Below are 24,669 nucleotides of genomic sequence, written 5' to 3'. Positions count from 1 at the left end.
TATTATGGCTAAGGCAACAAAAAAACAAGCTTTAGGTAGAGGTTTATCTGCATTATTAAAAGATCCCGATAACGATATTCAATCGGTTCAAGATAAAAACGCTGATAAAGTTATTGGAAATATAGTAGAATTAGATATTGATTTTATTGAGGTTAACCCTTTTCAACCACGTACTAATTTTAGTGAAGAATCATTACGCGAATTAGCTTCATCTATCAAAGAATTAGGGATTATACAGCCTATCACCGTTAGAAAATTAGGATTTAACAGCTATCAGTTAGTTTCTGGAGAACGTCGTTATAGAGCCTCAAAATTAAATGGGCTAGAAACTATTCCTGCGTATATTAGAATTGCTAACGACCAGGAATCGTTAGAAATGGCATTGGTTGAAAACATTCAACGCCAAGATTTAGATCCTATTGAAATTGCCTTATCATACCAACGCTTAATTGATGAAATCAATTTAACACAAGAACAAATGAGCGAGCGTGTAGGGAAAAAACGCTCTACTATTGCAAATTACCTGCGCCTATTAAAACTAGATCCAATCATCCAGACAGGGATGCGAGATGGCTTTATTTCCATGGGCCATGGACGTGCCATGATCAATATTGAAGACACAACCATTCAGCTTGATATTTACGAAAAAATAATATCCAATAAGCTTTCCGTTAGAGAAACTGAAAATTTAGTTCGTGACTTTAATGATAGCAAAGAAGTTAAGGTCGCTCCTAAAAAAGAAAAGGATGAAGACGCTCCAAAATATATTAAAAAAGGTATTACTACATTTTCTGAATACTTTGGGCATAAAATTGACGTTAAAGTCTCTAAAAATGGAAAAGGGAAAATTACAATCCCGTTTCATTCGGAAGAAGACTTTAATCGTATTAAAAAACTAGTTGAGGGTGCCAAATAAATTTCTAATAACAAGTATCTTTGCCTTTTTATTTTGTTTTTCAACCATCGCACAAGAAAAGGAAAGAAAAAAGCTTCCAAAAGAAGTCGTTATAGATTCTATCATAGAAATTAGAGAACCCATCAACCCCTTATCCCCTGCCAAAGCAGCCTTTTACTCAGCCATATTACCAGGGCTGGGGCAAGCCTACAATAAAAAATATTGGAAAATCCCAATAGTTTATGGAGCTATTGGTACAGGTATTTATTTTTATGTAAAAAATAATAAAGAATACAACAGATATAGAGATGCATATAAGAGAAGATTAGCTGGTTATACAGATGATGAGTTCTATTTTAACCCTACAACAGGCGAACAATTATTAGCCCCCAGAGTGACAACAGAAAGTTTAGAGCGAGGTCAAAAGTTTTATAGAAAAAATAAAGACATCTCACTTCTGGTAACATTTGGGCTTTATGCGTTAAATATAATTGATGCTAATGTTGATGCACATTTATTGCAGTATAATGTAGATGAAAATTTGTCATTAGCACCACATTATAAGTTTAATGAACTGGATGCAACCAGTAATCTCGGATTAACTTTAAATTTTAAATTTTAGATGAATATAGCTTTACTTGGATACGGCAAAATGGGAAAAACCATCGAGAAAATTGCCATTAAAAGAGGACATAACATTGTTTTAACTGTTGATAAAGATGATAAGGATTATGATATCTCGGTAGCAGATGTGGCCATAGATTTTAGTATCCCGACAGTAGCATTTAATAATATATCCAACTGTTTGAACAATCAAGTACCTGTTATTTCCGGGACAACAGGTTGGTTGGATGATTATGATAAAGCTGTCTCTTTATGTAAAGAGAAAAAAGGCGCATTTATTTATGCCTCTAATTATAGTTTAGGTGTCAATATATTTTTTGAGCTTAATAAAACGCTTGCTAAAATGATGAGCACACTTAAGCAATACCATGTTAGTATGGAAGAAATTCACCATACACAAAAATTAGATGCCCCAAGTGGGACGGCCATTTCTTTAGCAAACGATATTATTTCGCAACATACTGGTTACAACAACTGGAAATTAGATGAAAGCGACGAAACGACCATTCCCATCGTTGCCAAACGTATTAAAGAGGTTCCCGGCACCCATACAATCAATTACAAAAGTGACGTAGATACCATTTCTATAGAGCATATTGCACACACAAGGGAAGGGTTTGCATTAGGCGCGGTCATTGCTGCCGAATGGATTGCAGGAAAAACAGGAGTGTTTACAATGAACGATGTGTTAAATATTGGTTAATACTTAATAAATCTGTAACAGCGTTACCAAATTTAACTACTAACAAAAAATTAAAATTTTAAGATATGACACTTTCGCAATGGTTTATATTCATATTGATTATTCAGGTAATTCATGGTTTAGGTACCTGGAAACTTTATACAAAAGCCGGTAGGCAAGCTTGGGAAGCCTTTGTACCTGTTTATAATGGCATTGTTTTAATGAAAATTATAAACCGTCCCTGGTGGTGGATTATCTTATTATTTTTACCCATAGTAAACCTCATCATGTTCCCTGTGGTTTGGGTTGAAACCGCTAGGAGCTTTGGTAAAAATATGCCCGTAGACACCTTTTTAGCTGTTGCTACACTTGGTCTCTATAATTATTATTTAAATTATGCAGTCAATGTTAGTTATGTTGAAAATAGAAGCCTGCAACCAAAAACATCTGCTGGTGATTGGGTAAGCTCTATTTTGTTTGCAATCGTTGCTGCTACTATAGTTCATACGTATTTTATACAACCCTTTACTATACCTTCATCATCATTAGAAAAATCTTTGCTAGTTGGTGATTTCCTTTTTGTAAGTAAATTTCATTATGGTGCCAGAATCCCTATGACAACAGTTGCAGCTCCTATGGTACATGATACCATTCCAAAATTGGGGACAAAATCGTACCTGTTTAATGATCATTTTGAAGAAAGAAAAACCTCTTGGGTAAATAAATTACAATTACCGTATTTAAGATTTCCGGGTTTTGAAAAAATAGATAGAAATGACATAGTCGTTTTTAATCAACCCGCAGACACCTTGCTGAATATGAATGATTTTCATCCAGATAGAAATTATTATAAACCTATTGACAAGAAAACCAATTTGGTAAAACGATGTGTTGGCATTCCCGGTGACTCATTGGAAGTTCGAAATGGCTATGTCTATATAAACGGAAAACAAAATGTATTACCAGATAGAGCACATTTACAGTTTAGCTACTATGTACAGCCTAAAACGAATCAATTCAACCCAAAATACCTTAAAGAACGTTATGATATTACAGATGCGTTTGGAATTGTTAACAATCAAAACACATATAAATTTTCGGCCATTTCAGATGAAGCCTTAGCGAAGTTTAAAAATCATCCAAATGTAGCTAACATCACGCCCATTAAAGAAGAAAAAGGTGTAAGAAACCCCAATATTTTCCCACATGATCCAAATTATAAATGGAACACCGATTTCTTTGGCCCTCTATATATCCCCGAAGAAGGAAAAACGATTGACATAAATTTAGAAATTTTACCATTATACAAACGCGTCATTACCGAATACGAGGACAATACGCTACAAGTAAGCGGGAACCAGATTTTAATTAACGGAGAAGTTGCTACCACTTATACGTTCAAACAAAATTATTATTGGATGATGGGTGACAATCGTCATAACTCTATTGATGCCCGTGCCTGGGGCTTTGTCCCTTTTGATCATGTGGTTGGTAAGCCCGTTTTTATTTGGATGAGTTGGGACGGTATAAAAAACCCGCGCTGGGAACGTTTCTTTACAACTGTAAGTGGCAGTGGCAAGGCCACCTCTTATTTTATTCCATTTCTTATTTTATTATTTGGATGGATCGGGTTTAATAAATGGCGAGCACGTAAGAAAAATGGTTAATTTTCATTCCTGCGAAGGCAGGAATCTGCTTTTATAAAGTTAAAGTTTAATTTATGAGATTCCTGCCTTCGCAGGAATGACAGCACTAATGGACATATTAATCCACCCTGCATACTTCCCAAATATTGCTCATTTTGTTGCTATGGCAAAAGCAAAAGAAGTTATGTTTGAAGTTGATGATAATTTTTTAAAGCAAACCTACAGAAATCGTACCTATATTTATGGAGCTAATGGTAAACTTGCTTTAAACATGCCGGTAATTCATTCGCAAAAGAACCGTCAAAAATATCGTGATGTAAAAATTTTTAATGAGGAAAAATGGCAAAGTCTGCATTGGAAATCACTACTTTCTGCATACAGAACCTCTCCTTTTTTTGAATATTACGAAGATGATCTCCAGCCTTTATTTAATACAAAGGTTGACTATATTTTAGATTATAACTTTAAATGCCTTGAAGCCATTTATAACTGTATGCAATTAGAATTGAACACTTCAAAATCTAAAACTTATCAAAAAACAGTTGAAGGCATAACAGACTTTAGGCATTTAGTCAATGCAAAAAAAGAGCCCTTTCAACACTTTGACACCTACACCCAGGTATTTAGTAACAAACATGGTTTTATACCCAACCTTAGTATTTTAGATCTACTCTTTAATGAAGGCCCCAATGCTTTAAATTATTTAGAATCCCAAACCATAACAGTACAATAATGCTACAAACTATTGTTCATTATGGATGCCATATTTTAACACCACTATTAGTGGCCCTAATTTGGTACAAACCCCGTTGGAAATCAGCTTTTTTAATCATGCTCTCCGGTATGTGGATAGATTTAGATCATTTACTCGCAAACCCGATCTTTGATCCCAATAGATGCAGTATCGATTTCCACCCACTTCATTCCTATTACGCCACAGCATTTTACATTATGCTTCTATTTCCCAAAAAAACGCGTTTAATTGGCTTAGGGTTGGTCATCCATATTATAGCCGATATTGTGGATTGTTCGTTTATGTAAAGCCTGTAGAGGTTCACAAAGTTTTCACTGAGATTAGCTGAGCACTGCAACTGTAGACTGCATACTGGTTTTTCTCGCAAAGACGCTAAGACACTAAAGCCCTAACCATACCGAATACTGCGTACTGTTGACTGGTTCTCTTCTTTTTTCTCGCAAAGGCGCCAAGACGCAAAGCCTTTATCAACCTTCTATCATACTGAATACTGCTTACTGCTTACTGTAGACTGAACACTTTTTCTTTCTCGCAAAGACGCTAAGGCGCTAAGATCTGAAAATAACAAAATAGCCCCTAGACTCAAACAATCTCTTATCATACTTAATACACTGCATACTGAACACTGAATACTGGTTTTTCTCGCGAAGTCAATAAGGCGCAAAGACACTAAACCTCTAATAACCTTCTACCATACTGAACACTGAACACCGAACACTGAACACCAAACACCGAACACTAAGGCCCTACCCCTAAAGTAGTCATAATGGGATAATGATCAGAATAGCGTTCATTATATGTTTTAAAACCATTTACAGCAAACGCTTCATCGGCAAAAATAAAATCAATTTGAACAGGAAAAAATTTAAAATCGTAAGTACGTCCAAATCCATTTCCAGCTTCTTTAAACGTATCGTTTAGATCGCCTTTAATTTTTCTATAAACATAAGAGAACCCTGTATTATTAAAATCACCGCAAATAATCATTTTATATGGGCATTGTTTTTTATGCATTAAAAATAACTCTGCTTGAGACTGTTGCATCTTAAATGCTTCTCCTATACGCTTAAAAAGACGTTCGGAATCTTCTTTTTTAAGAGTTTCAACATTAGCATCTATACGCAGTGATTCTAAGTGAATATTATAAACCCTAATGGTATCCGGTGCTTTTAAAATATCAACAAAAATAGCATTATTAGCTGTGTTTGGAAACTCAATAGATCCAGAATTTACAATGGGAAATTGTGAAAAAATAGCTTGCCCATATTTTGTTTTGTTTCCCGAAAGCTTTTCATATTTATACTTAAAAAAAGAAAGATCGATATTTTTATGGGGGTGATACTCTTGAATACTTAAAATTTCTGGAGCTTCTACCTTAATAAAATCGACGATTTTATTCTCCATATTTTTTTCAGGAAGCCAATCATAGAGGTTAAACAGCCTCACATTGTAATTCATAATCTTTATATTATCTGGGGCTTCTATCTTTTTTGAAGATGAAAACTTATATAAAGAGCCAAAAGCAATATATCCAATACAAAGAACTAATAATGATAAGACCAATTGCCTTTTAAGCTTTACCAACCAATATAAAAAGAATAGTACATTAACTAATATTAAAAATGAAACACCTAAATTAAGTACCGATAATATAGAAAACGTTTTAGGTGGCAAGAAAGATAAAACAAACGAAAACAGTAACAGAACTGCTACGATTACATTTATGAAATAGATAATTTTATTAATAAAACTTAATTTCTTCATAGTATTGCTTGAAGGGCATTTAATTCCATTTCAAATATTCTATTAATTTCATGTAAGCATGTTACAGCCTCCAATAGAAAGTGAATAGCATATCCAATAAACTAATTTTATCCTGAATTAAGCTGGTGAATACCCCCAAATATTTAAAACCCCTAAACCTAGGATTTTAATAATAATTGAGAAGATAAACTACAACTCTTTATTTGTAAGAATTTTTCTATTAATAAATATCTTCTCTCAAATACATGATTGTTCATTATTAACCGCCCTCCCCCTTTTTATAAGAGATATTAAACCTAAGATTTCACTTTTTCAGTGGGATTATCCTGCCACAACAAAGGCGTGGTTCATCTATCTGTTTTGAAAAGTTGCGAAGCAATACATTCAAAACAGGGTTTTCCTGCCACGCAATAAGCTTGGACTAATAAAACTATTTTTTTCCTGCCCTAAATAAAAATTCTTTTTCCTCAGCTGTTAGACTATCATAACCACTTTTACTAATCTTATCCAGAATAACGTCTATTTTCTTCTGATTATTAAACTCTTTAAAATCTGATTTAGTGTATCCTCCAACTTTCGATTTGTTCTTATGGACTGTTTTTAATGGTCCTTTTTTTGCTTTGAACATATTAAAAGTAGCATCCATAATACTTTCAAAGCCTCTGCCTATATCCTGTCCTTTCAATAATTGCTTTGCATAAAAATAGCCTAATATCCCCCCTCCAAGATGTGCTAAATAACCGCCAGAATTACCACCTGTTGGATTATTAATTCCAGAAAACACGCCAATAATATCAATGATTACAATAGCAACACCTACATACCACAGTTTTAAATTAAATGTAAAAAAGCGCAACTCCTGGTTTGGCATATAAGCACAAAGAAAAATCAATAAAGCCCTTACTGCAGCCGAAGCTCCTAATAATCGTGAGTTTGCTTGAAACACATTAGGAAACATGGTGTAACATAACATGTATAATAGCCCCCCTGCCATAGCACCTAAAAAATAAATATTCAGGGCCATTTTGGGACTAAATAAGTTTAAAAACATACGCCCAATAAAATACAGCCATAACATATTAAAAAAAAGATGCCAAAAATCGTAATGTAAGAAAGCATAGGTCATAATAGTCCATGGCTTTACTATAAAATCAGAAAAATCACTTGGTAGTTCAAACCAACCCAAATTAGATTTTAAAAGTAATCCCAGCACAAAAACAACAGCATTAATGGCTATTATTTTTTCCAGGACATTAAGTCTGGACAATTTATCTTTTATGTCTTGAGAGAGCGAAGTCATTAATCCCAACGGTTTCTATTAAACTGTGTTTTTTTCCAATACCACATAATTAAAAAACCAATTAAAGCGCCTCCAACATGCGCCATATAAGCTGTATTGCTCGGACTAAAAAAGGATTGCCCCGTTAAACCAGAAATTAAATCCAAAATAATGATCCCCGGAATAAAATATTTAGCCTTAATAGGAATTGGTAAAAAAATCAGCATAAGTTCCGCGTTAGGGTTCATCATACCGAATGCCGCTAGAATACCCATAATACAGCCCGATGCCCCTACCATGGTACTGTTATGAGTAATAACATTCATTTCATACAAGCTATTAAAAGAGTTTTGGTTCAATAAGCTTTTATCTAAGTTATTATCAGTAAAAAGTGAAAGCAATTTATTCTCAAATATTTCCTGACTAAAATAACCTTTACCACTAATATTGTAATCAACAATATCTAAATTAACTATACTCTTAATAATATCCGATGAAAATCCCAAATCGGAGATATTACTCAATAAAGGATAAAAATCAAAATAATAATACGCTACTTGCAATGCAACAGCTCCCAGTCCAGCGGAAATATAGATAAACAAAAACCGCTTAGAACCTAAAGCCTGCTCTACGGGCGTACCAAACATCCAAAGCGCAAACATATTAAATAAAATATGTGTTATTCCGCCATGCATAAACATGTGCGTGATGATTTGCCATAATTGAAAAGCATCACTTTTCGGGAAATGCATCGCAAACCAATCAAAAAATAAATCTTGACCAACTACTAAAGTACCAATAAACATAATCACATTAATGATCAATAAATGTTTAACGGTTTCTGAAATCCTCATCATCATAATCTATATAAATTTTTTATCCAACTCATCAACACTTAGCGTAATAAACGTTGATCTGTTAGCAGGTGTAATATTTGGTTCTTTACAAGCAAACAGCTTATTTACCAAATGTTCTTGTTCATCTTTCTGTAATGACTGCCCTGTTTTTATAGCTAAACTTTTTGCCATTGACTTTGCCAATAAATCGATAGCACTAAAATTACTATCTGGCACCTCATTTTCTACATCACTAATTAATTGTTCCAAAATAATGGACACTTCACTTTCTGGAACCGATACCGGAACACCGGTAATTTCAAGAGACTCATCATTAAAGTTTGAAAAAACAAATCCTGTATTCTCTAAATCGTCTTTTAATTGCTTTACAATAGTAATTTCCTGTGTTGAAAAATGTAACTGCAGCGGAAATAACAATTGCTGGCTTATCGCTCCTTTAATGGTCATATTTTTAAGAAGCTCTTCGTATACAATACGTTGGTGGGCACGATGTTGATCTATAACCAACATCCCCGATTTAATAGTACTTACAATATATTTATTATGAAGCTGATACGTTGTATTTACATTTTCTATTTGTTTTTCATCATCAAAAATAGAAGCTGTAGATTCTTCACTTTCAAAATGTACTTCACTAAAATCATGGTGTGTTTTTGTACCTTTAGATTCTAATCCAACATATAAACTTTCCCAATTTGCAGCAGGTTCTTTTTTATAAGATGTTCCCTTGGCTTTTGTTTCCTCTTGAAATGGATTAAAACTTCTATCCACTTCTACTTTGGGAACGCTTGTCTCATTGTTTTTATAGCTATATGGCGTATCAAGACTTGGATCTCTTTCAAAATCTAAAACAGGGGCAATATTAAATTGTCCCAAACTATGTTTCACTGCCGAACGCAGCAAGGCATACAGCGTATGCTCGTCATCAAACTTAATTTCCGTTTTTGTGGGATGTATATTAATATCGATCGTTTGCGGATCTACCTCTAAATTTAAAAAATAGCTTGGATGTGTACCACTTTTTAATAAACCATCAAAAGCAGAGGCTATCGCATGATTTAAATAAGCACTTTTAATAAAGCGATTGTTTACAAAAAAATACTGCTCCCCTCTTGTTTTCTTAGCGAATTCTGGCTTACCAACAAATCCCGAAATTTCTAGAACCTCTGTATTTTCTTCAACTGGCACCAGTTTTTCATTGGTTTTATTCCCAAAAATGTTTACGATACGCTGTCTATAGTTACTAATTGGTAAATTAAAAGATTCGCTTCCATTGTTATACAAAGCAAAACTAATATTAGGGTGCGCTAATGACACACGATGAAACTCATCAATAACATGACGCAATTCAACCGTATTTGACTTTAAAAAATTGCGTCGCGCAGGAATATTAAAAAAAAGGTTCTTTACAGAAATGGATGTCCCTTTTGGTGTCACCACCACTTCTTGGGATACAACATTACTACCTTCAATAACGATAGCAGTCCCAACGTCATCTTGTTCTTGCTTTGTCTTTAATTCTACGTGGGCAATGGCAGCTATACTTGCTAAAGCTTCTCCTCGGAATCCTTTTGTATGCAATTGAAATAAATCATCGGCAGTACGAATTTTAGAAGTGGCATGACGCTCAAAGCTTAGACGGGCATCGGTAGCACTCATCCCCTTTCCATCATCAATAACTTGTACTAATGTTTTTCCTGCATCTTTTATAATAAGTTTAATAGTTGAAGCGCCTGCGTCAATCGCATTTTCAAGCAGTTCTTTTACAACGGATGCCGGGCGCTGTACAACTTCTCCTGCGGCTATTTGATTAGCTACATGATCGGGTAAAAGCTGGATAATGTCTGCCATGTATTACTTAGAAAAGAATATAGATAAATCGAAATCGATAATAAAAAGAAATATTAAAACAAGAAAGGCTACAATTATTAAAACACGCTTGTTAACCTCTTTGTCTGGATTGTTTTTAAAATCATCTATAGCATTATTAAATTTTGCTTTTAATCCTTTATCATTGCCAACCGTCACTCTATGTTCGTCAAACTTATGCTTGATTTCAAAAGGGTTTCCAGCTCCTTTATCATCAAAATAACGTGGTGTGTAACTGAACTTTTTGTTTTTCCGTAATTTTAAAATTCCCATAATTTCTAAGCTTTTAGGTTACATGTATTTCTTTTCTAATACATACATACAAAGCAATAATAATACCAAAGCTAAAATTAAAGTTTTTACAGGTAAGGCACCTTTGACTTTTATCTTATTCTCGCTTTGTCGCCGCCATTTGGAAACAAAATCCCTAGTCTCAGATGTATTATCCGAATCCAAATCCGTACGATTTTCCTTAGAAAATCTAGGTTGGTACTGAAAGGTTCTATTTTTACGCTGTTTAAACAAACTCTATAATGCTCTTAATAATGAACTAATCTTAAACTTTGCAGTCTAAGACAAGTTCTTCAAAAATACTTAAAAATAGGGAGAAAACAGAGCTTGAAATGCCAAAAATTGTTAACAAAAACAAATCGATTTTAGAATAACGATTGACGATTAACGATTTTTGAATTCGCTCTATACCAAGAATTAATTACCGAAAAAACAAATCGATTTTAGAATAACGATTGACGATTAACGATTTTTGAATTCGCTCTATACCGAGAATTAATTACCGAAAAAACAAATCGATTTTAGAATAACGATTGACGATTAACGATTTTTGAATTCGCTCTATACCGAGAATTAATTACCGAAAAAACAAATCGATTTTAGAATAACGATTGACGATTAACGATTTTTGAATTCGCTCTATACCGAGAATTAATTACCGAAAAAACAAATCGATTTTAGAATAACGATTGACGATTAACGATTTTTGAATTCGCTCTATACCGAGAATTAATTACCGAAAAAACAAATCGATTTTAGAATAACGATTGACGATTAACGATTTTTGAATTCGCTCTATACCGAGAATTAATTACCGAAAAAACAAATCGATTTTAGAATAACGATTGACGATTAACGATTTTTGAATTCGCTCTATACCAAGAATTAATTACCGAAAAAACAAATCGATTTTAGAATAACGATTGACGATTAACGATTTTTGAATTCGCTCTATACCAAGAATTAATTACCGAACACTGCCCACTGAATACTGAATACTGCTTACTGAGACTGCCCACTAACCTAACTATTCCTCCGCAACTCGGCCATTTTAATAGCAGCAATAGCGGCTTCAGTACCTTTATTGCCATGCTTACCACCAGAGCGCTCTATAGCTTGTTGCATATTATTATCTGTAAGTACACAAAATATAACAGGTATTTCTCCTCTCACATTTAAATCTTTTATGCCTTGAGATACCGCTTCACAAACAAAATCGAAATGCTTTGTTTCACCTTGAATAACACTACCAATGGCAATCACAGCATTTACCATTTGCTCTTGCATTTTTTTACTGCCATAGATAAGTTCATAACTACCTGGCACATCCCATCTAATAATGTTATTTGGCAATACGCCGTTTTCTATTAAAGTATTATAGGCGCCTTCATAAAGCCCTTCAGTGACTGTATCGTTCCACTCAGAAACAACAATCCCAAACCGAAATTTATTCGCGTTTGGGATTGTTGTTTTATCGTAATCGGATAAATTTTTATTTACCGTAGCCATATTATTTATTTGCCAACACTTGAGCTTTACCTATAAAAACATCTACTTTAGACGCCTCTACCGAATTAGAATATGTTTCTTTAATTCTTTTAAAATAGGTCAAGGCCTTATCTGCCTTCCCTAAATCCAGGGCAACGGTCCCTGCTTTAAATAAATACATGGGTGTTGTATATTCATTATTGCGCATTTCAGCAGCTTGCTCATAATACCCTAAAGCTTCATCTGGCTGATTTAATTGTACAAAAGCATCTCCAATATTTCCTTTTGCTATGGGCGCTAATATTTCGTCATCACTTTTGAAATTCTCTAAATGCTCAACTGCTTTTTTATAATCCTTTAATCTTAAATATGCAGTTCCAGCGTAATAATTAGCTAAGTTCGCTGATGGTGTACCACTGTACTCTTCAATGACATCTAACATCCCAAATTTTCCTTCTCCTCCATTTAAGGCCAAATTGTACAACGAGTCTTTTTCAACACCTGTAACTGCCTGATCAAAATATTTTTGTGCTTGAAACATATCGTTCATAGCAGATATTTGCTTAGGTTTTGCTATAAATTCCTTATAGGCTAAAGACCCTAAAACAATGACTGCAACAAGTCCAATGATCACAAAAATGTATTTCTGATTTTTTTCAACAAATGCTTCTGTTTTAGAAGCTGTCTCATCAAGTGTATTAAAAACTTCCGCAGTAGTAGAGTCCTCTTCAATGTTTTGTTCTTTCTCTACTTTATTTTTTGGTTTGTATCCTCTTTTATTGTAAGTCGCCATGCTCTATCTATATATTAATGCGCCGCAAAAATATAATTTTTCTTCATAACTAAAAGGGTATTTATTTGATATTTTTCAATAATTTGCACTTCTTTTAAAGAGTTTAGCAACTAAATAGCCCATAATACCGATTTAACATTAAAATGTCACATATAAATAGTTTACCCAATCACGTTGAGCACAGGTCTTTTTCGCTTACTTTTCATTTAAAAATAAAACCACAGCCATAACTATGCTTAGATTTTTAAACTCAATGAATCAAAAAACAATTCAATTTATTTATACGATATCTTAAAAATTCAATCGGCATAAGTCGCTTTTGTATGATTTTAAAATCCCTTTCGTTACTTAATTATAAAAATTTTGACAGTAAATCATTTACTTTCAATGCTAAAATAAACTGCATTGTGGGCAGCAATGGTATTGGAAAAACCAATATACTTGATGCTATTTACCATTTATCCTTCGGGAAAAGTTATTTTAATCCCGTGGCAACACAAAATATAAAGCATAATGAAGATTTTTTTGTGATTAATGGTGATTATGAAAAAGACAGTAAAACCGAAAAGATAATCATTAGCCTAAAGCGGGGAAAAAAGAAAGTTATTAAGCGCAACGCTAAAGTTTACGAAAAATTTAGTGAACACATTGGTTTTTTGCCTTTAGTGATTATCTCGCCAGCCGATAGGGATTTAATTATTGAAGGTAGCGATACCAGACGAAAGTTTATAGATAGTGTTATTTCACAAAGCGACAAGACCTATTTAAGCCATTTAATCAATTATAATAAGATCCTGGCCCAACGGAATGCCTTACTAAAATATTTTGCTTTAAACCACACCTTTAACAATGACACTTTAGAAGTTTACAATAAGCAACTAACAGATTTTGGCACTCGTATTTTTGAAAAACGGGATACCTTTTTAAAGGAGTTTATTCCCATTTTTAAGTCACGATACGAAGCTATTAGTAATGGTAGGGAAATGGTAGGCCTAAAATATCATAGCGATTTATTTGAAACTGATTTAAACACATTGTTAAAAAATAGCATTAATAAGGACAAAGCACTACAGTACACGAGCGTTGGAATCCATAAAGATGATTTACATTTTAATATTGAAGAGCATCCTATTAAAAAATTTGGGAGTCAAGGTCAGCAAAAATCATTTTTAATTGCACTAAAGTTGGCACAATTCGATTTTATAAAGGCACAAAGTGGCGTAAACCCCATTCTATTGCTAGATGACATTTTTGATAAATTAGACGAACACCGTGTCGCCCAAATAATTAAACTGGTAGATGATGAGAATTTTGGGCAGCTATTTATAAGCGACACCCATGCAGAACGCACAGAAGCGGCAGTAAAGCAAGTGCATCAATCTTATGAAATTTTTAGACTTTAAAATTTTAATATATATTTTCAACGAATCCTGAAAAACACTACCTTACAGCCAAGTATTGACAAGCACTACTCTATACAAACAGCTTATGCAACTGTATGTCGTTTTAAGGGAAAATTAAAATTTCTTAAATCCGTCGAACACTTTAAAAATTATAATTTTAGTAGTTTTAAAGCGAAAAATCTTGAATTAGTATTCAATGATTGATATCAACAAGAAAAACATGCACAAAATTATTTGACTTCAGTATTTAGCTTCAAGTCATTTACTAAGAGAACAAATCTAATGGCAAAACGTAACAACGAACATATTAGCATCCAAGATGCATTAAAAGAATTTGTAGAAACCAATAAATTAGAAAAAGGCCTAAATAAAGTCCATGTAGCTGAGGCATGGGCCAACCTAATGGGTAATGGTGTGAATAACTATACAACATCGGTAAACCTAGAGCGAGACACGCTTTATGTACAACTAACCTCAAGCGTTCTTAGAGAAGAATTAAGTTATGGCAAACAAAAAATAATCAACATGCTTAACGAAGAATTAAAGAAAGAAATCATTAAAAAACTGGTATTCCGATAATTATAAAAACAAACTTTATACAAAATTTTCGTATAAAACCAAAAAGCTATTATTATTTATATTATATTTGTGACTTAATTTTTTATAAAACATAACATGAGTAAAGGTACCGTAAAATTTTTCAATGATTCTAAAGGTTTTGGATTCATCGTTGAAGACGACAACAACAAAGAACATTTTGTACACATTTCAGGACTTATCGATGAAATTCGTGAAGGTGATGCAGTAGAATTCGATCTACAAGAAGGTAGAAAAGGATTAAACGCCGTAAACGTAAAAGTAATCTAACAATATACTTTAACAATTACAGTTAAAAGTCTATCATTTATTTGGTAGACTTTTTTTTATGGAATTAATTGTGTGTAATTGAAAGTATGATCTCTTTCAAAACAAAAATCCCTTGACATTGTTACGGGATTTTTTATTTTATGTAACTATCTAATCCATATGGTCGTCTTAGCAGCATAAATATTTATTCATCAATCAAAAAAAATGGTAAAAACAAAAAAAACGACGGTGTTCTTATTTACTACACTACTACTAACAGTAACTATTTCAAACGCTCAAAATCAAATTAAAGACAGACAGGAGTTGGAATCCATCATCACTTATCATGATAGTATGTTCTGGAAAGGTTTTAATACCTGTGATTTTAACATAATGAAAAATTATGTATCGGATGATCTGGAATTTTATCATGATAAAAACGGGTTAATACAAGGAGCCGAAACATTTTTAAAAACATCAAAAAAGAACTTATGCGGTCAAAAAAACAATTGGAGGTTAAGACGGGAAGCTGTTAAAGGCAGCATAAAAATATATCCCATAAATAATTATGGCGCCATCATTTCTGGCGATCATACATTTTATATTACCGAAAACAACAATCCAGAATATTTAGATGGCATTGCTAAATTCACACATGTGTGGCAATTAAAAGATGGCTTGTGGAAAATGACACGTGTTTTGAGTTATGACCATAAGAATCCACCACAAAACCTCGACAAAAAAGAAATTTCATTACCTAACGACTTGCTTGATACTTTTCTTGGTGAATACCTAGCACCGAATTCAGGAGCTGTAATCGTTACAAAAAAGACAGGGTTGCTTCAAATTAAAGCAGGTAAAATGCTGGTTACAGTGTATCCGCAATCCAAATCATTATTCTTCAGTAAAGAAGCCCCTTTAACTTTTGAGTTTGTTAAAGACGGCACAGGAAACACTATTAAAATGATTGTTAGAGAGCAGGGTAAAATAGTTGAAGAAGCTTTAAAAAAACAACTTAGTAATCATTAATACCCAATTAAAGACATTAAGATTGCTTCATCATTAAGAGCAAGAATAGTTACAATCCGTTTCTTAAATAAAAAGAGGGTGAATTCTTTGGAGTTTAACTTAGAATTCACCCTCCTTTTTGTTCATTTATAATTTTTAACAACTTAAAACATCTCTCTACCAGAAAAATGAAAAGCCCCTTCTATAGCTGCATTATCATCACTATCACTTCCATGTACAGCATTTTCACCAATTGAAGCTGCATAAAGCTTACGAATAGTGCCTTCGGCAGCATCAGCAGGATTAGTTGCTCCTATTAATGTTCTAAAGTCTTCAACAGCATTGTCTTTTTCTAAAATAGCAGCAACAATAGGGCCACGTGTCATGTACTCGACTAATTCTCCAAAAAATGGACGCTCATTATGTATGGCATAAAATGCCTCAGCATCAGCTTTTGTCATTTGTGTTAATTTCATTGCTACGATTCTAAATCCTGAAGCTGAAATTTTTTCTAATATTGCGCCAATGTGTCCTTTTTCAACAGCATCTGGCTTAAGCATTGTAAATGTTCTGTTTGTTGCCATTTTATTATTTTAATTTTGCTGCAAAAGTAGTGTATTTCTAATTAAAAACAACCAATAAATTGTAAACCAATATAATGTATTAAAACCTCATGATGTCTTAAGTTATTACAAAAAAAAACGCGTTATATTGTTTTATTTTTATTTTAATTAACCCCTCATTTTCGAGAAGATAGGCTAACCTAATATGATCCTGAATCCTTATAAAAAGCCAATATTCCATTATAGTTTTAAGCTTTTTAACGGTTTTTTAAAATAGCATTCAGATTAAAAAATTGTATCTTCGCCAACTATGAACCGACAGGATATTACAAGTATAAAACAGCTTTTATCTTCTAAAAAAAAGATGGTGATTGTATCCCATAAAAATCCAGATGGTGATGCCATTGGATCTACTCTTGGACTTTATCATTATCTTATAAAAGGCAATCACCAAGTAAATGTTATAGTGCCTAATGATTACCCTACCTTCCTGAAATGGATTCCGGGTAACGACATCATATTAAAACATGATTCCCAGACCAAAAATTGTGATGCATTAATTGAAGCTGCAGATATTATATTTACCTTAGATTTTAATGCTTTGCACAGAACTGGTAATATGGAAACTGTACTAACTGAAAGTGATGCCTTAAAAATTATGATCGATCATCATCAAGCTCCCGATGATTATGCAACATACACCTTTAGTGATGCCAGTATGAGTTCTACCTGCGAAATGGTATATCATTTTATTGACATGCTAGGCGACACAGATCTGGTAGACACGAACATTTCTACCTGTTTATATGTTGGTATTATGACCGATACTGGTTCTTTTAGGTTTTTATCCACAACCAGTAAAACACACCAAATAATAGCTCAACTTATTGAAAAAGGCGCTAACAATACAGAAATCCATAACAATGTTTATGACACCAATAGCTACGAACGTTTGCAACTTCTGGGATGTGCGCTAAGGAATTTAAAAGTTATCCCAGAATCAAGAACCGCTTATATTACACTTACACAAGAAGAACTGCATAAATATAATTATAAAAAAGGCGATACAGAAGGTGTTGTAAATTATGCCTTGTCATTAAACAATACAGTACTAGCTGCTATTTTCATTGAAGATAAACAAGAAGGCATCATAAAGATCTCATTACGTTCTAAAGGCCATTTTTCTGTTAATGAATTATCCAGAGCGCATTTTGAAGGTGGTGGTCATACCAACGCTGCTGGAGGAAAAAGCTATTTATCACTAGAAGATACAGTTGCTAAATTTATTAGTATATTGCCTAGTTATAATAAAGCCCTAAATAATGAATAAATTACTAACATTGGCCATTGTTTTAATGGCATTAAACTGTAAAACAACTGAAGCCCGACGCCCCATATCGGTAAAAACGGGCTCTTTTATAGATGCTTCGGTAGAACGCAATAAAAAACTGATTGCTCAAGAACAAATTTCCATAGAAAAAATTATGGAAGCGCAAAACATAAACTATATAGCTTCAGAAAGTGGTTTCTGGTATTATTACAACCATAAAATAGAAACAGATACTTTAAAAACACCTCTTTTCGGTGATATTATTAACTATAATTACAATATAAAAGCATTAGATGGCAACCTCATATATTCTAAAGAAGATATTAAAACGCAAAACTATGCCATGGACAAAGAAGAACTATTTACTGGTTTACGAGAAGGCTTAAAACTAATGAAAACTGGTGAAACCGTTACTTTTCTTTTCCCTTCACAAAAAGCATATGGTTATTATGGAGATGAAAACAAAATAGGTAGCAATACTCCTATAATTTGTGAAGTTACAGTAAATTCAATTACCCAAAATCAAACTAATTAAAATGAACCTTTTAAAAAAAGCAGTCAAAATTTCATTAACCATTTCTTTATTAATTTTAGCTTCATGCAAAGCCCAATATCCTGATCTTGAAGATGGTATATATGCAGAATTTATTACTACAAAAGGCATTATGGTTGCAAAATTAGAACACAAAAAAGCACCCATAACAGTAGCTAATTTCGTTTCATTAGCAGAAGGCACCAACACGATGGTAGACAGTATTTATAAAGAAAAAAAATTCTATAACGGACTTATTTTCCATAGGGTTATTAATGAATTTATGATTCAAGGTGGAGACCCTACAGGTACTGGTGGAGGTAGTCCTGGGTATAAATTTATGGATGAGTTTCATCCAGACTTAAAGCATGACAAGCCTGGTATTTTGTCTATGGCAAACTCTGGACGTAATACCAATGGGAGTCAATTTTTCATTACAGAAGTTCCAAAACCGCACTTAGATAATGGGTATAATGTTTTTGGAGAGCTAGTTATTGGCATAGATGTCCAGGACAGTATTTCTAATGTAAAAACGGCAGCTGGCAACAGGCCTGTAGAGGATGTCGTTATTAAAGAATTAAACATTATTAGAAAAGGCAAAGATGCCAAATCCTTTGATGCTCCAAACACGTTTAACAATCATTTTGCTGAAGCAGAACGCAAAGAAAAAGAAAAGCAAGCCAAAAAAGAAGCCATTATAAAAGCTTCCAAAGAGAAATTCGACAAACAAAAAGCTGAAGCTATTACGTTATCTTCAGGTTTACAATATGTTATCACAGAAAAAGGCACTGGAGAAAAATTACCGGAAAACGCTGAAGTGCTCACACACTACGCAGTATATTTTGAAAATGGAGAACTATTTCAAACCAGTAAACTAGAAATTGCCGAAGCTCTAGACGCTGTAAATGAAAAACGCAAAGCAGCAGACAAATATCAACCAATTAATGCGGGTATTGGTCCTGATGCCAGTATGATTCCTGGTTTTAAAGAAGGCTTACAGCAATTAAGCGTTGGAGATAAAGCAACATTATTCATTCCATACCATTTGGCTTATGGAGAAGCTGGAAGTAGAGGGATTCCTGGAAAATCCAATATCATTTTCGAAGTCGAAATTCTTGAACTTTTAAAGTAAAAACAAAACGTATGCATGTATTAAAATTTGATTGGAACCCTATAACCGGAATTGACATTGTTGGCAATTTCAAATTGCATTTCTACAGTCTTATGTGGGTGGTCGCCTTTATAATAGGTTGGTATATTATGAAGCGTATTTTCACTAAAGAAAAAGTATCTTTAGACTATCTAGATCCTTTGTTTATTTACACCGTATTAGCAACCATGTTGGGCGCACGTTTAGGACATGTTCTATTTTATCAATCGGAATTAATATCACAGGACTTTTTTAGTATTTTTCTACCATTTAAATTTAAAGGTGGTTTTGAATTTACCGGTTTTCAAGGATTGGCAAGTCATGGGGCAGCTATTGGTATCATAATAGGCATGTATCTCTATCGCAAAAAATACAAATACAAATCATTATTATGGGTTTTAGATCGTGTTGTTATATCTGTGGCTTCTGGAGCCATTTTTATAAGAATTGGGAATTTTATCAATTCTGAAATTATTGGAAAGGTTACCGAATCTGGTTTGGGTGTTCGTTTTATTCAAGACGAATACTACAAGAGTCAAATCACTCAGCTTACAGGCATTAAAGACGTTCAACAGGCATATAACGCCGTAACCGAGAACCCTCAGTTTGCAGAATTACTTGAAAAAGTACCCTATAGACATCCCGCACAGCTATACGAATCTTTCTGCTATATTTTTGTGTTTTTAATTTTATGGTATTTCTATTCAAAAACCAAAAAAAGAGATCAAACCGGTTTTCTATTCGGATTGTTTTTAATCCTATTATGGACCATTCGTTTCTTTGTCGAGTTTACCAAAGAACCTCAAGGCGATGAATATATTAATTGGGCTAATTTAAATACAGGACAATGGCTTAGTATACCATTTATTATTATTGGTCTATATTTTATGTTTGTTTACAAACCAAAAACAGCTGTTAAATAAGATGTTCTTAAAACGTTTCTCTTTAGTAACTTTTGCAATTTCAAGCGGTTTAATTTTAACCCTATCATCTTGTAAAGACAATAAAAAAATCATAAAACAGACCGAAGTCACTTTTAAAAAGGAAGGGGAACTTACTATTTTTAAGTCCATTGATTCTACACAGGTAACCCTAGACATTGAAATAGCCGATACCGATTTTGATGTTCAAACAGGATTAATGTATAGAAATTCCATGGACCAAAAACAAGGCATGTTATTTGTGTTTGATGATGTTAGAGAACGTTTCTTTTATATGAAGAACACCAAAATACCCTTAGATTTAATTTTTATAAACGAAAACAAAAGCATCGTGAGCTTTCAAAAAAATGCCCAACCATTCGATGAAAGCTCTTTGCCCTCTAATTTTCCCGCTAAGTATGTACTGGAAATCAATGCTGGTTTAGTAGACACTTGGTCCCTTTCGGTTGGTGACAGTATTAGCTATACTGAAAACTGAAATTGAAGTCGAAATCGAATCCCATCTACTGGAGACCTGATATTTAATTTTTAACACGTTGTACTACATAGTCAAAAGAAATTAAAATTGAATATTGGATACCCAGACTGCTTACTGAAAACTGAAATTGAAATCGAAGTCGAAATCGAATCCATCTACTGGAGACCAGATATTTAATTTTTAATATTTTGTACTACATAGTCAAAAGAAATAAAATTGAATATTGGATACCCAGACTGCTTACTGCTTACTGAAAACTGAAACTGAAGCCGAAATCGAATCCGAAATTGAATCCATCTACGGAGGCCTGATATTTAATTTTTAATACTTTGTACTACATAGTCAAAAGAAATTAAAATTGAATATTGGATACCCAGACTGCCTACTGAAGACTGCATACTGCGACTGAACACTGAACACTTAATACAAACTCTCCAAGCTTGCTTTGAGTGTTTCAATTTTTGCCAGGGCATCTGCTTCTTTTTTCTTCTCGCTAGCAACCACCTGTTCTGGTGCTCCAGCAACAAAGCGCTCGTTGGAAAGTTTCTTTTGTACCGATTTTAAAAAGCCTTCTGTATAGTTTAATTCTTCTGTTAATTTTTTAATTTCTGCCTCCACATCAATACTACCTGCCATAGGTATAAAATACTCATTGGATTTTACCCTAAAAGTCAGAGCACCATCAACAGCATTAGAAACATAATCGATGTTTTCTAAATTTCCTAACTTAGAAATAATACTGTCAAATGTCGCATGGCCCTTTTCATTATTAATTAAAGAAAGCCCAATAGCATCCTTAAAAGCTATATTTTTTTGTTTTCTAATATTTCTAATCCCCGAAATAACCTCCGAAGCAAATTCAAACTCATTAATTAAAGTCTCATTAACCTGTTTGGATTCTGGCCATTTGGCAACAATTAAAGCTTCTTCTGGAGTTCTCTCTGCTATATAATGCCAAATATCTTCCGTTAAAAATGGCATAAAAGGGTGTACTATTTTTAAATTATCCTCAAAAATAGCAATAACACTTTTTAACGTTTTGGTATCAATTGGTTTTTGATAAGCTGGTTTGATCATTTCTAAGAACCATCCACAAAAATCATCAAAAATAAGTTTGTAGGTAGTCATTAGTGCATCACTCAATCTATATTTACTAAAATGATCTTCAATCTCAATTAAAGCTTTCTGAAATTTAGACTCATACCAATCTATAGCTATTTTACTCGACTCTGGCTGTTCTATATGGTCATCAACTTTCCAACCATCAACTAAACGAAAAGCATTCCAAATTTTGTTCCCAAAACCTTTCCCTTGTTGACAAAGTGCCTCATCAAACATTAAATCGTTTCCTGCAGCAGAACTTAATAGCAATCCAACACGAACACCCCCGGCTCCATATGCTTCTATAAGCTTTAAAGCATCTGGCGAATTACCAAGTTGTTTAGACATTTTTCGTCGTTGCTTATCACGAACCAAGCCCGTTAAATACACATTATTAAACGGTTTATCGCCTTTATACTCATACCCCGAAATGATCATACGCGCTACCCAAAAGAATAAAATATCCGGTCCCGTTACCAAATCGTTTGTTGGGTAATAGTATTTAATATCCTTATTTTCAGGATTTCTTATGCCATCAAAAACACTTATTGGCCATAACCATGAGCTAAACCAAGTATCTAGAGCATCCGTTTCTTGTTTTAAATCTTCTTTTCTTAGATTAACATTTTTGGCTTTAACTCTAGCTAGATCTATTGCTATATCAATATTTTCTGCTACTACAAAATCCTCTTTTCCTTCACCATAGTAATAAGCTGGAATTTGCTGCCCCCAAAGTAATTGACGTGAAATATTCCAATCACGAATATTTTCCATCCAATGGCGATAGGTGTTTTCGAACTTCTTAGGAAATAAATTAATTTCAGGATCTTCGCCTAAAACCGCTTTAATTGCTGGTTTCGCCAAGTCTTCCATTTTTAGAAACCATTGATCGCTTAAACGTGGCTCAATAACCGCTTTTGTTCTTTCTGAAGTTCCTACTTTATTAGTATGGGTTTCCGTCTTAACTAAAACACCTGTTGCTTCTAATTCTTTAACAACTGCTTTTCTGGCTAAAAAACGATCTTGACCTTCAAAATGCAATCCAAAGCTATTTAAAGAAGCATCTTCATTAAAAATATCTATAACCTCCAGCTTATGCTTATCGCCTAGAGTCTTGTCGTTTTCATCATGTGCTGGTGTTACTTTAAGACAACCTGTACCAAACTCAACATCTACATAATCATCTTCAATAATAGGAATGACCCGATTACATATAGGCACAATAGCTTTTTTTCCCTTTAAGTGCGTAAAACGTGCATCATTGGGATTAATACAAATAGCTGTATCACCAAAAATAGTTTCAGGACGCGTCGTAGCTATCGTTAAGTATTCCTCCCCCAACCCCTCCAAAGCAGGGGAGGCTGTATGCGCTCCCTCTTCTTTGGAGAGGGCCGGGGTGAGGATTTTATACTGAATATAATATAAATTCCCTTGACGTTCTTCATAAACAACCTCTTCATCAGACAAGGTTGTTTTTGCTTCAGGATCCCAATTTACCATACGGTAACCGCGATAAATTAAACCTTTATTAAACAAATCTACAAATACCTTGATGACTGCTTCGCTCATGTCATCATCCATGGTGAACTTAGTCCGTTCCCAATCGCAAGAACACCCTAATTTTTTAAGTTGCTCTAAAATAACACCTCCATATTTGTGGGTCCAATCCCAGGCATGTTTTAAAAAGGCCTCACGAGATAAATCGTTTTTATCAATACCCTCTTCTTTTAATTTAGCAACCACTTTGGCCTCCGTTGCAATAGATGCATGATCTGTACCAGGTACCCAACAAGCATTTTTGCCCTGTAGACGTGCACGACGAATTAACACATCCTGAATGGTGTTGTTAAGCATATGCCCCATGTGCAAAACCCCAGTTACATTTGGTGGAGGTATCACAATAGTATATGGTTCCCTTTCATCTGGTTCTGAATGAAAATAATTATGCTCCATCCAGTAATCATACCACTTACTTTCTACCTGACTTGCTTCATATTTTGAAGGTATTTGCATACTTTGGAATAGTTTTTGAACAATTAATGTGCAAAAGTACTTATATTTCTTTTTCTGTGAAATGAGCATTGCTATTAATTTCATTAATAAATAGGATTTATTAAGCGAATGGCATTAAATAACGGGGCTATATCTAACAGTAAAAAAATAAATATTAACGAATGAAAACTATAATATTCATCTAGATAACAAAGGTTTTTGCACATTTTAACAAAAATATGGGCTTATTTCAGAAAAGTTGTATGTACTTTTAACTCGGTTGAATATGTTAACATCTCTGCATTATATCTAATATTTTTGTAGATTGTAGAAAAAGTAAGTATGTTTGACATGAAATTAAAAGTAATAAAATGAACATGACT

Annotated in this window: 24 protein-coding genes; 15 read left to right on the top strand and 9 right to left on the bottom strand. The window is 33.5% G+C overall.

Going from position 1 to position 24,669, the window contains the following annotated elements; genetic code table 11:
* The first annotated feature begins 4 nt into the window (after positions 1 to 4).
* From PQO00_RS11955 to PQO00_RS11930, 6 genes are all read left to right on the top strand, one after another.
* A complete protein-coding gene (locus tag PQO00_RS11955) occupies positions 5 to 916 on the top strand; it encodes a ParB/RepB/Spo0J family partition protein (RefSeq protein ID WP_274185075.1) in 912 nt (303 codons plus the stop codon).
* Complete coding sequence (locus tag PQO00_RS11950; RefSeq protein WP_274185074.1) at positions 906 to 1,517, top strand: DUF5683 domain-containing protein; 612 nt, start codon at positions 906 to 908, stop codon at positions 1,515 to 1,517. The genes PQO00_RS11955 and PQO00_RS11950 overlap by 11 nt, the downstream gene beginning before the upstream one ends.
* Positions 1,518 to 2,222, top strand: coding sequence for a 4-hydroxy-tetrahydrodipicolinate reductase (gene dapB, locus PQO00_RS11945; protein WP_274185073.1), 705 nt, complete (start codon positions 1,518 to 1,520; stop codon positions 2,220 to 2,222). It begins immediately after the preceding gene.
* Between the two features lie 65 nt (positions 2,223 to 2,287).
* Entirely contained in the window at positions 2,288 to 3,868 is a 1,581-nt protein-coding gene (lepB, locus tag PQO00_RS11940) for a signal peptidase I (RefSeq protein ID WP_274185072.1), read from the top strand.
* A gap of 88 nt (positions 3,869 to 3,956) precedes the next feature.
* Complete coding sequence (locus tag PQO00_RS11935) at positions 3,957 to 4,580, top strand: WbqC family protein (RefSeq protein WP_274185071.1); 624 nt, start codon at positions 3,957 to 3,959, stop codon at positions 4,578 to 4,580.
* Complete coding sequence (locus tag PQO00_RS11930; protein ID WP_274185070.1) at positions 4,580 to 4,888, top strand: DUF6122 family protein; 309 nt, start codon at positions 4,580 to 4,582, stop codon at positions 4,886 to 4,888. Before PQO00_RS11935 ends, PQO00_RS11930 begins: the two co-directional genes overlap by 1 nt.
* 451 nt (positions 4,889 to 5,339) lie before the next feature.
* Here the strand turns inward: PQO00_RS11930 and PQO00_RS11925 are convergent, their stop codons facing one another.
* The 7 genes from PQO00_RS11925 to PQO00_RS11895 all read right to left on the bottom strand — a co-directional run bounded on the left by PQO00_RS11925 (position 5,340) and on the right by PQO00_RS11895 (position 12,942).
* Entirely contained in the window at positions 5,340 to 6,365 is a 1,026-nt protein-coding gene (locus PQO00_RS11925) for an endonuclease/exonuclease/phosphatase family protein (protein ID WP_274185069.1), read from the bottom strand.
* Between the two features lie 430 nt (positions 6,366 to 6,795).
* The gene (locus PQO00_RS11920) at positions 6,796 to 7,665 is read right to left on the bottom strand and encodes a rhomboid family intramembrane serine protease (RefSeq protein ID WP_274185068.1); all 870 of its coding nucleotides are present in this window, start codon (positions 7,663 to 7,665) and stop codon (positions 6,796 to 6,798) included.
* Positions 7,665 to 8,501, bottom strand: a complete 837-nt coding sequence (locus PQO00_RS11915; RefSeq protein ID WP_274185067.1) for a rhomboid family intramembrane serine protease — start codon at positions 8,499 to 8,501, stop codon at positions 7,665 to 7,667. Before PQO00_RS11915 ends, PQO00_RS11920 begins: the two co-directional genes overlap by 1 nt.
* A gap of 6 nt (positions 8,502 to 8,507) precedes the next feature.
* Positions 8,508 to 10,352, bottom strand: coding sequence for a DNA mismatch repair endonuclease MutL (mutL, locus tag PQO00_RS11910; protein ID WP_274185066.1), 1,845 nt, complete (start codon positions 10,350 to 10,352; stop codon positions 8,508 to 8,510).
* Positions 10,353 to 10,355: 3 nt separating this feature from the next.
* Positions 10,356 to 10,643, bottom strand: coding sequence for a riboflavin synthase subunit beta (locus tag PQO00_RS11905; RefSeq protein ID WP_274185065.1), 288 nt, complete (start codon positions 10,641 to 10,643; stop codon positions 10,356 to 10,358).
* 1,041 nt (positions 10,644 to 11,684) lie between these two features.
* Positions 11,685 to 12,170 (bottom strand): 6,7-dimethyl-8-ribityllumazine synthase, encoded by a 486-nt coding sequence (gene ribH, locus PQO00_RS11900; RefSeq protein ID WP_274185064.1) that lies wholly within the window; start codon positions 12,168 to 12,170, stop codon positions 11,685 to 11,687.
* A 1-nt stretch (position 12,171) separates the two neighbouring features.
* Positions 12,172 to 12,942 (bottom strand): tetratricopeptide repeat protein, encoded by a 771-nt coding sequence (locus tag PQO00_RS11895; RefSeq protein WP_274185063.1) that lies wholly within the window; start codon positions 12,940 to 12,942, stop codon positions 12,172 to 12,174.
* Between the two features lie 323 nt (positions 12,943 to 13,265).
* Here PQO00_RS11895 and PQO00_RS11890 point away from each other — a divergent pair, with 323 nt between their 5' ends.
* The 4 genes from PQO00_RS11890 (at position 13,266) to PQO00_RS11875 (ending at position 16,220) form a co-directional block, all read left to right on the top strand.
* Positions 13,266 to 14,345, top strand: coding sequence for a DNA replication/repair protein RecF (locus tag PQO00_RS11890; protein WP_274185062.1), 1,080 nt, complete (start codon positions 13,266 to 13,268; stop codon positions 14,343 to 14,345).
* 282 nt (positions 14,346 to 14,627) lie between these two features.
* On the top strand, positions 14,628 to 14,924 hold the full coding sequence (locus PQO00_RS11885) for a DUF721 domain-containing protein (protein ID WP_274185061.1): 297 nt from the start codon (positions 14,628 to 14,630) through the stop codon (positions 14,922 to 14,924).
* A gap of 96 nt (positions 14,925 to 15,020) precedes the next feature.
* Entirely contained in the window at positions 15,021 to 15,212 is a 192-nt protein-coding gene (locus PQO00_RS11880) for a cold-shock protein (RefSeq protein WP_042242688.1), read from the top strand.
* A 204-nt stretch (positions 15,213 to 15,416) separates the two neighbouring features.
* Positions 15,417 to 16,220 (top strand): nuclear transport factor 2 family protein, encoded by an 804-nt coding sequence (locus PQO00_RS11875; protein WP_274185060.1) that lies wholly within the window; start codon positions 15,417 to 15,419, stop codon positions 16,218 to 16,220.
* A 143-nt stretch (positions 16,221 to 16,363) separates the two neighbouring features.
* On the opposite strand, the gene PQO00_RS11870 is transcribed toward PQO00_RS11875, so the two are convergent.
* Positions 16,364 to 16,783, bottom strand: a complete 420-nt coding sequence (locus PQO00_RS11870; protein ID WP_034044445.1) for a nucleoside-diphosphate kinase — start codon at positions 16,781 to 16,783, stop codon at positions 16,364 to 16,366.
* A 289-nt stretch (positions 16,784 to 17,072) separates the two neighbouring features.
* Here PQO00_RS11870 and PQO00_RS11865 point away from each other — a divergent pair, with 289 nt between their 5' ends.
* The 5 genes from PQO00_RS11865 to PQO00_RS11845 are packed head-to-tail and all read left to right on the top strand — an operon-like array spanning position 17,073 to position 21,193.
* Complete coding sequence (locus PQO00_RS11865; RefSeq protein WP_274185059.1) at positions 17,073 to 18,092, top strand: bifunctional oligoribonuclease/PAP phosphatase NrnA; 1,020 nt, start codon at positions 17,073 to 17,075, stop codon at positions 18,090 to 18,092.
* Entirely contained in the window at positions 18,085 to 18,627 is a 543-nt protein-coding gene (gldI, locus tag PQO00_RS11860; protein ID WP_274185058.1) for a gliding motility-associated peptidyl-prolyl isomerase GldI, read from the top strand. Before PQO00_RS11865 ends, gldI begins: the two co-directional genes overlap by 8 nt.
* A gap of 1 nt (position 18,628) precedes the next feature.
* Positions 18,629 to 19,756, top strand: coding sequence for a peptidylprolyl isomerase (locus tag PQO00_RS11855; protein ID WP_274185057.1), 1,128 nt, complete (start codon positions 18,629 to 18,631; stop codon positions 19,754 to 19,756).
* Between the two features lie 11 nt (positions 19,757 to 19,767).
* On the top strand, positions 19,768 to 20,697 hold the full coding sequence (gene lgt, locus PQO00_RS11850) for a prolipoprotein diacylglyceryl transferase (RefSeq protein WP_274185056.1): 930 nt from the start codon (positions 19,768 to 19,770) through the stop codon (positions 20,695 to 20,697).
* A gap of 1 nt (position 20,698) precedes the next feature.
* Positions 20,699 to 21,193, top strand: a complete 495-nt coding sequence (locus PQO00_RS11845; protein WP_274185055.1) for a DUF192 domain-containing protein — start codon at positions 20,699 to 20,701, stop codon at positions 21,191 to 21,193.
* Positions 21,194 to 21,613: 420 nt separating this feature from the next.
* Here the strand turns inward: PQO00_RS11845 and PQO00_RS11840 are convergent, their stop codons facing one another.
* Positions 21,614 to 24,307 carry a valine--tRNA ligase gene (locus tag PQO00_RS11840; protein ID WP_274185098.1) on the bottom strand — a complete coding sequence of 898 codons (2,694 nt, stop codon included), beginning with the start codon at positions 24,305 to 24,307 and terminating at the stop codon, positions 21,614 to 21,616.
* Positions 24,308 to 24,669: the final 362 nt, after the last annotated feature.

Origin of the sequence: Flavivirga sp. 57AJ16, from assembly GCF_028736925.1 — a bacterium.
Taxonomy (GTDB): domain Bacteria; phylum Bacteroidota; class Bacteroidia; order Flavobacteriales; family Flavobacteriaceae; genus Flavivirga.
The sequence above is the reverse complement of the archived record's forward strand: the minus strand, read 5'-3'. Positions and strand labels throughout refer to the sequence as shown.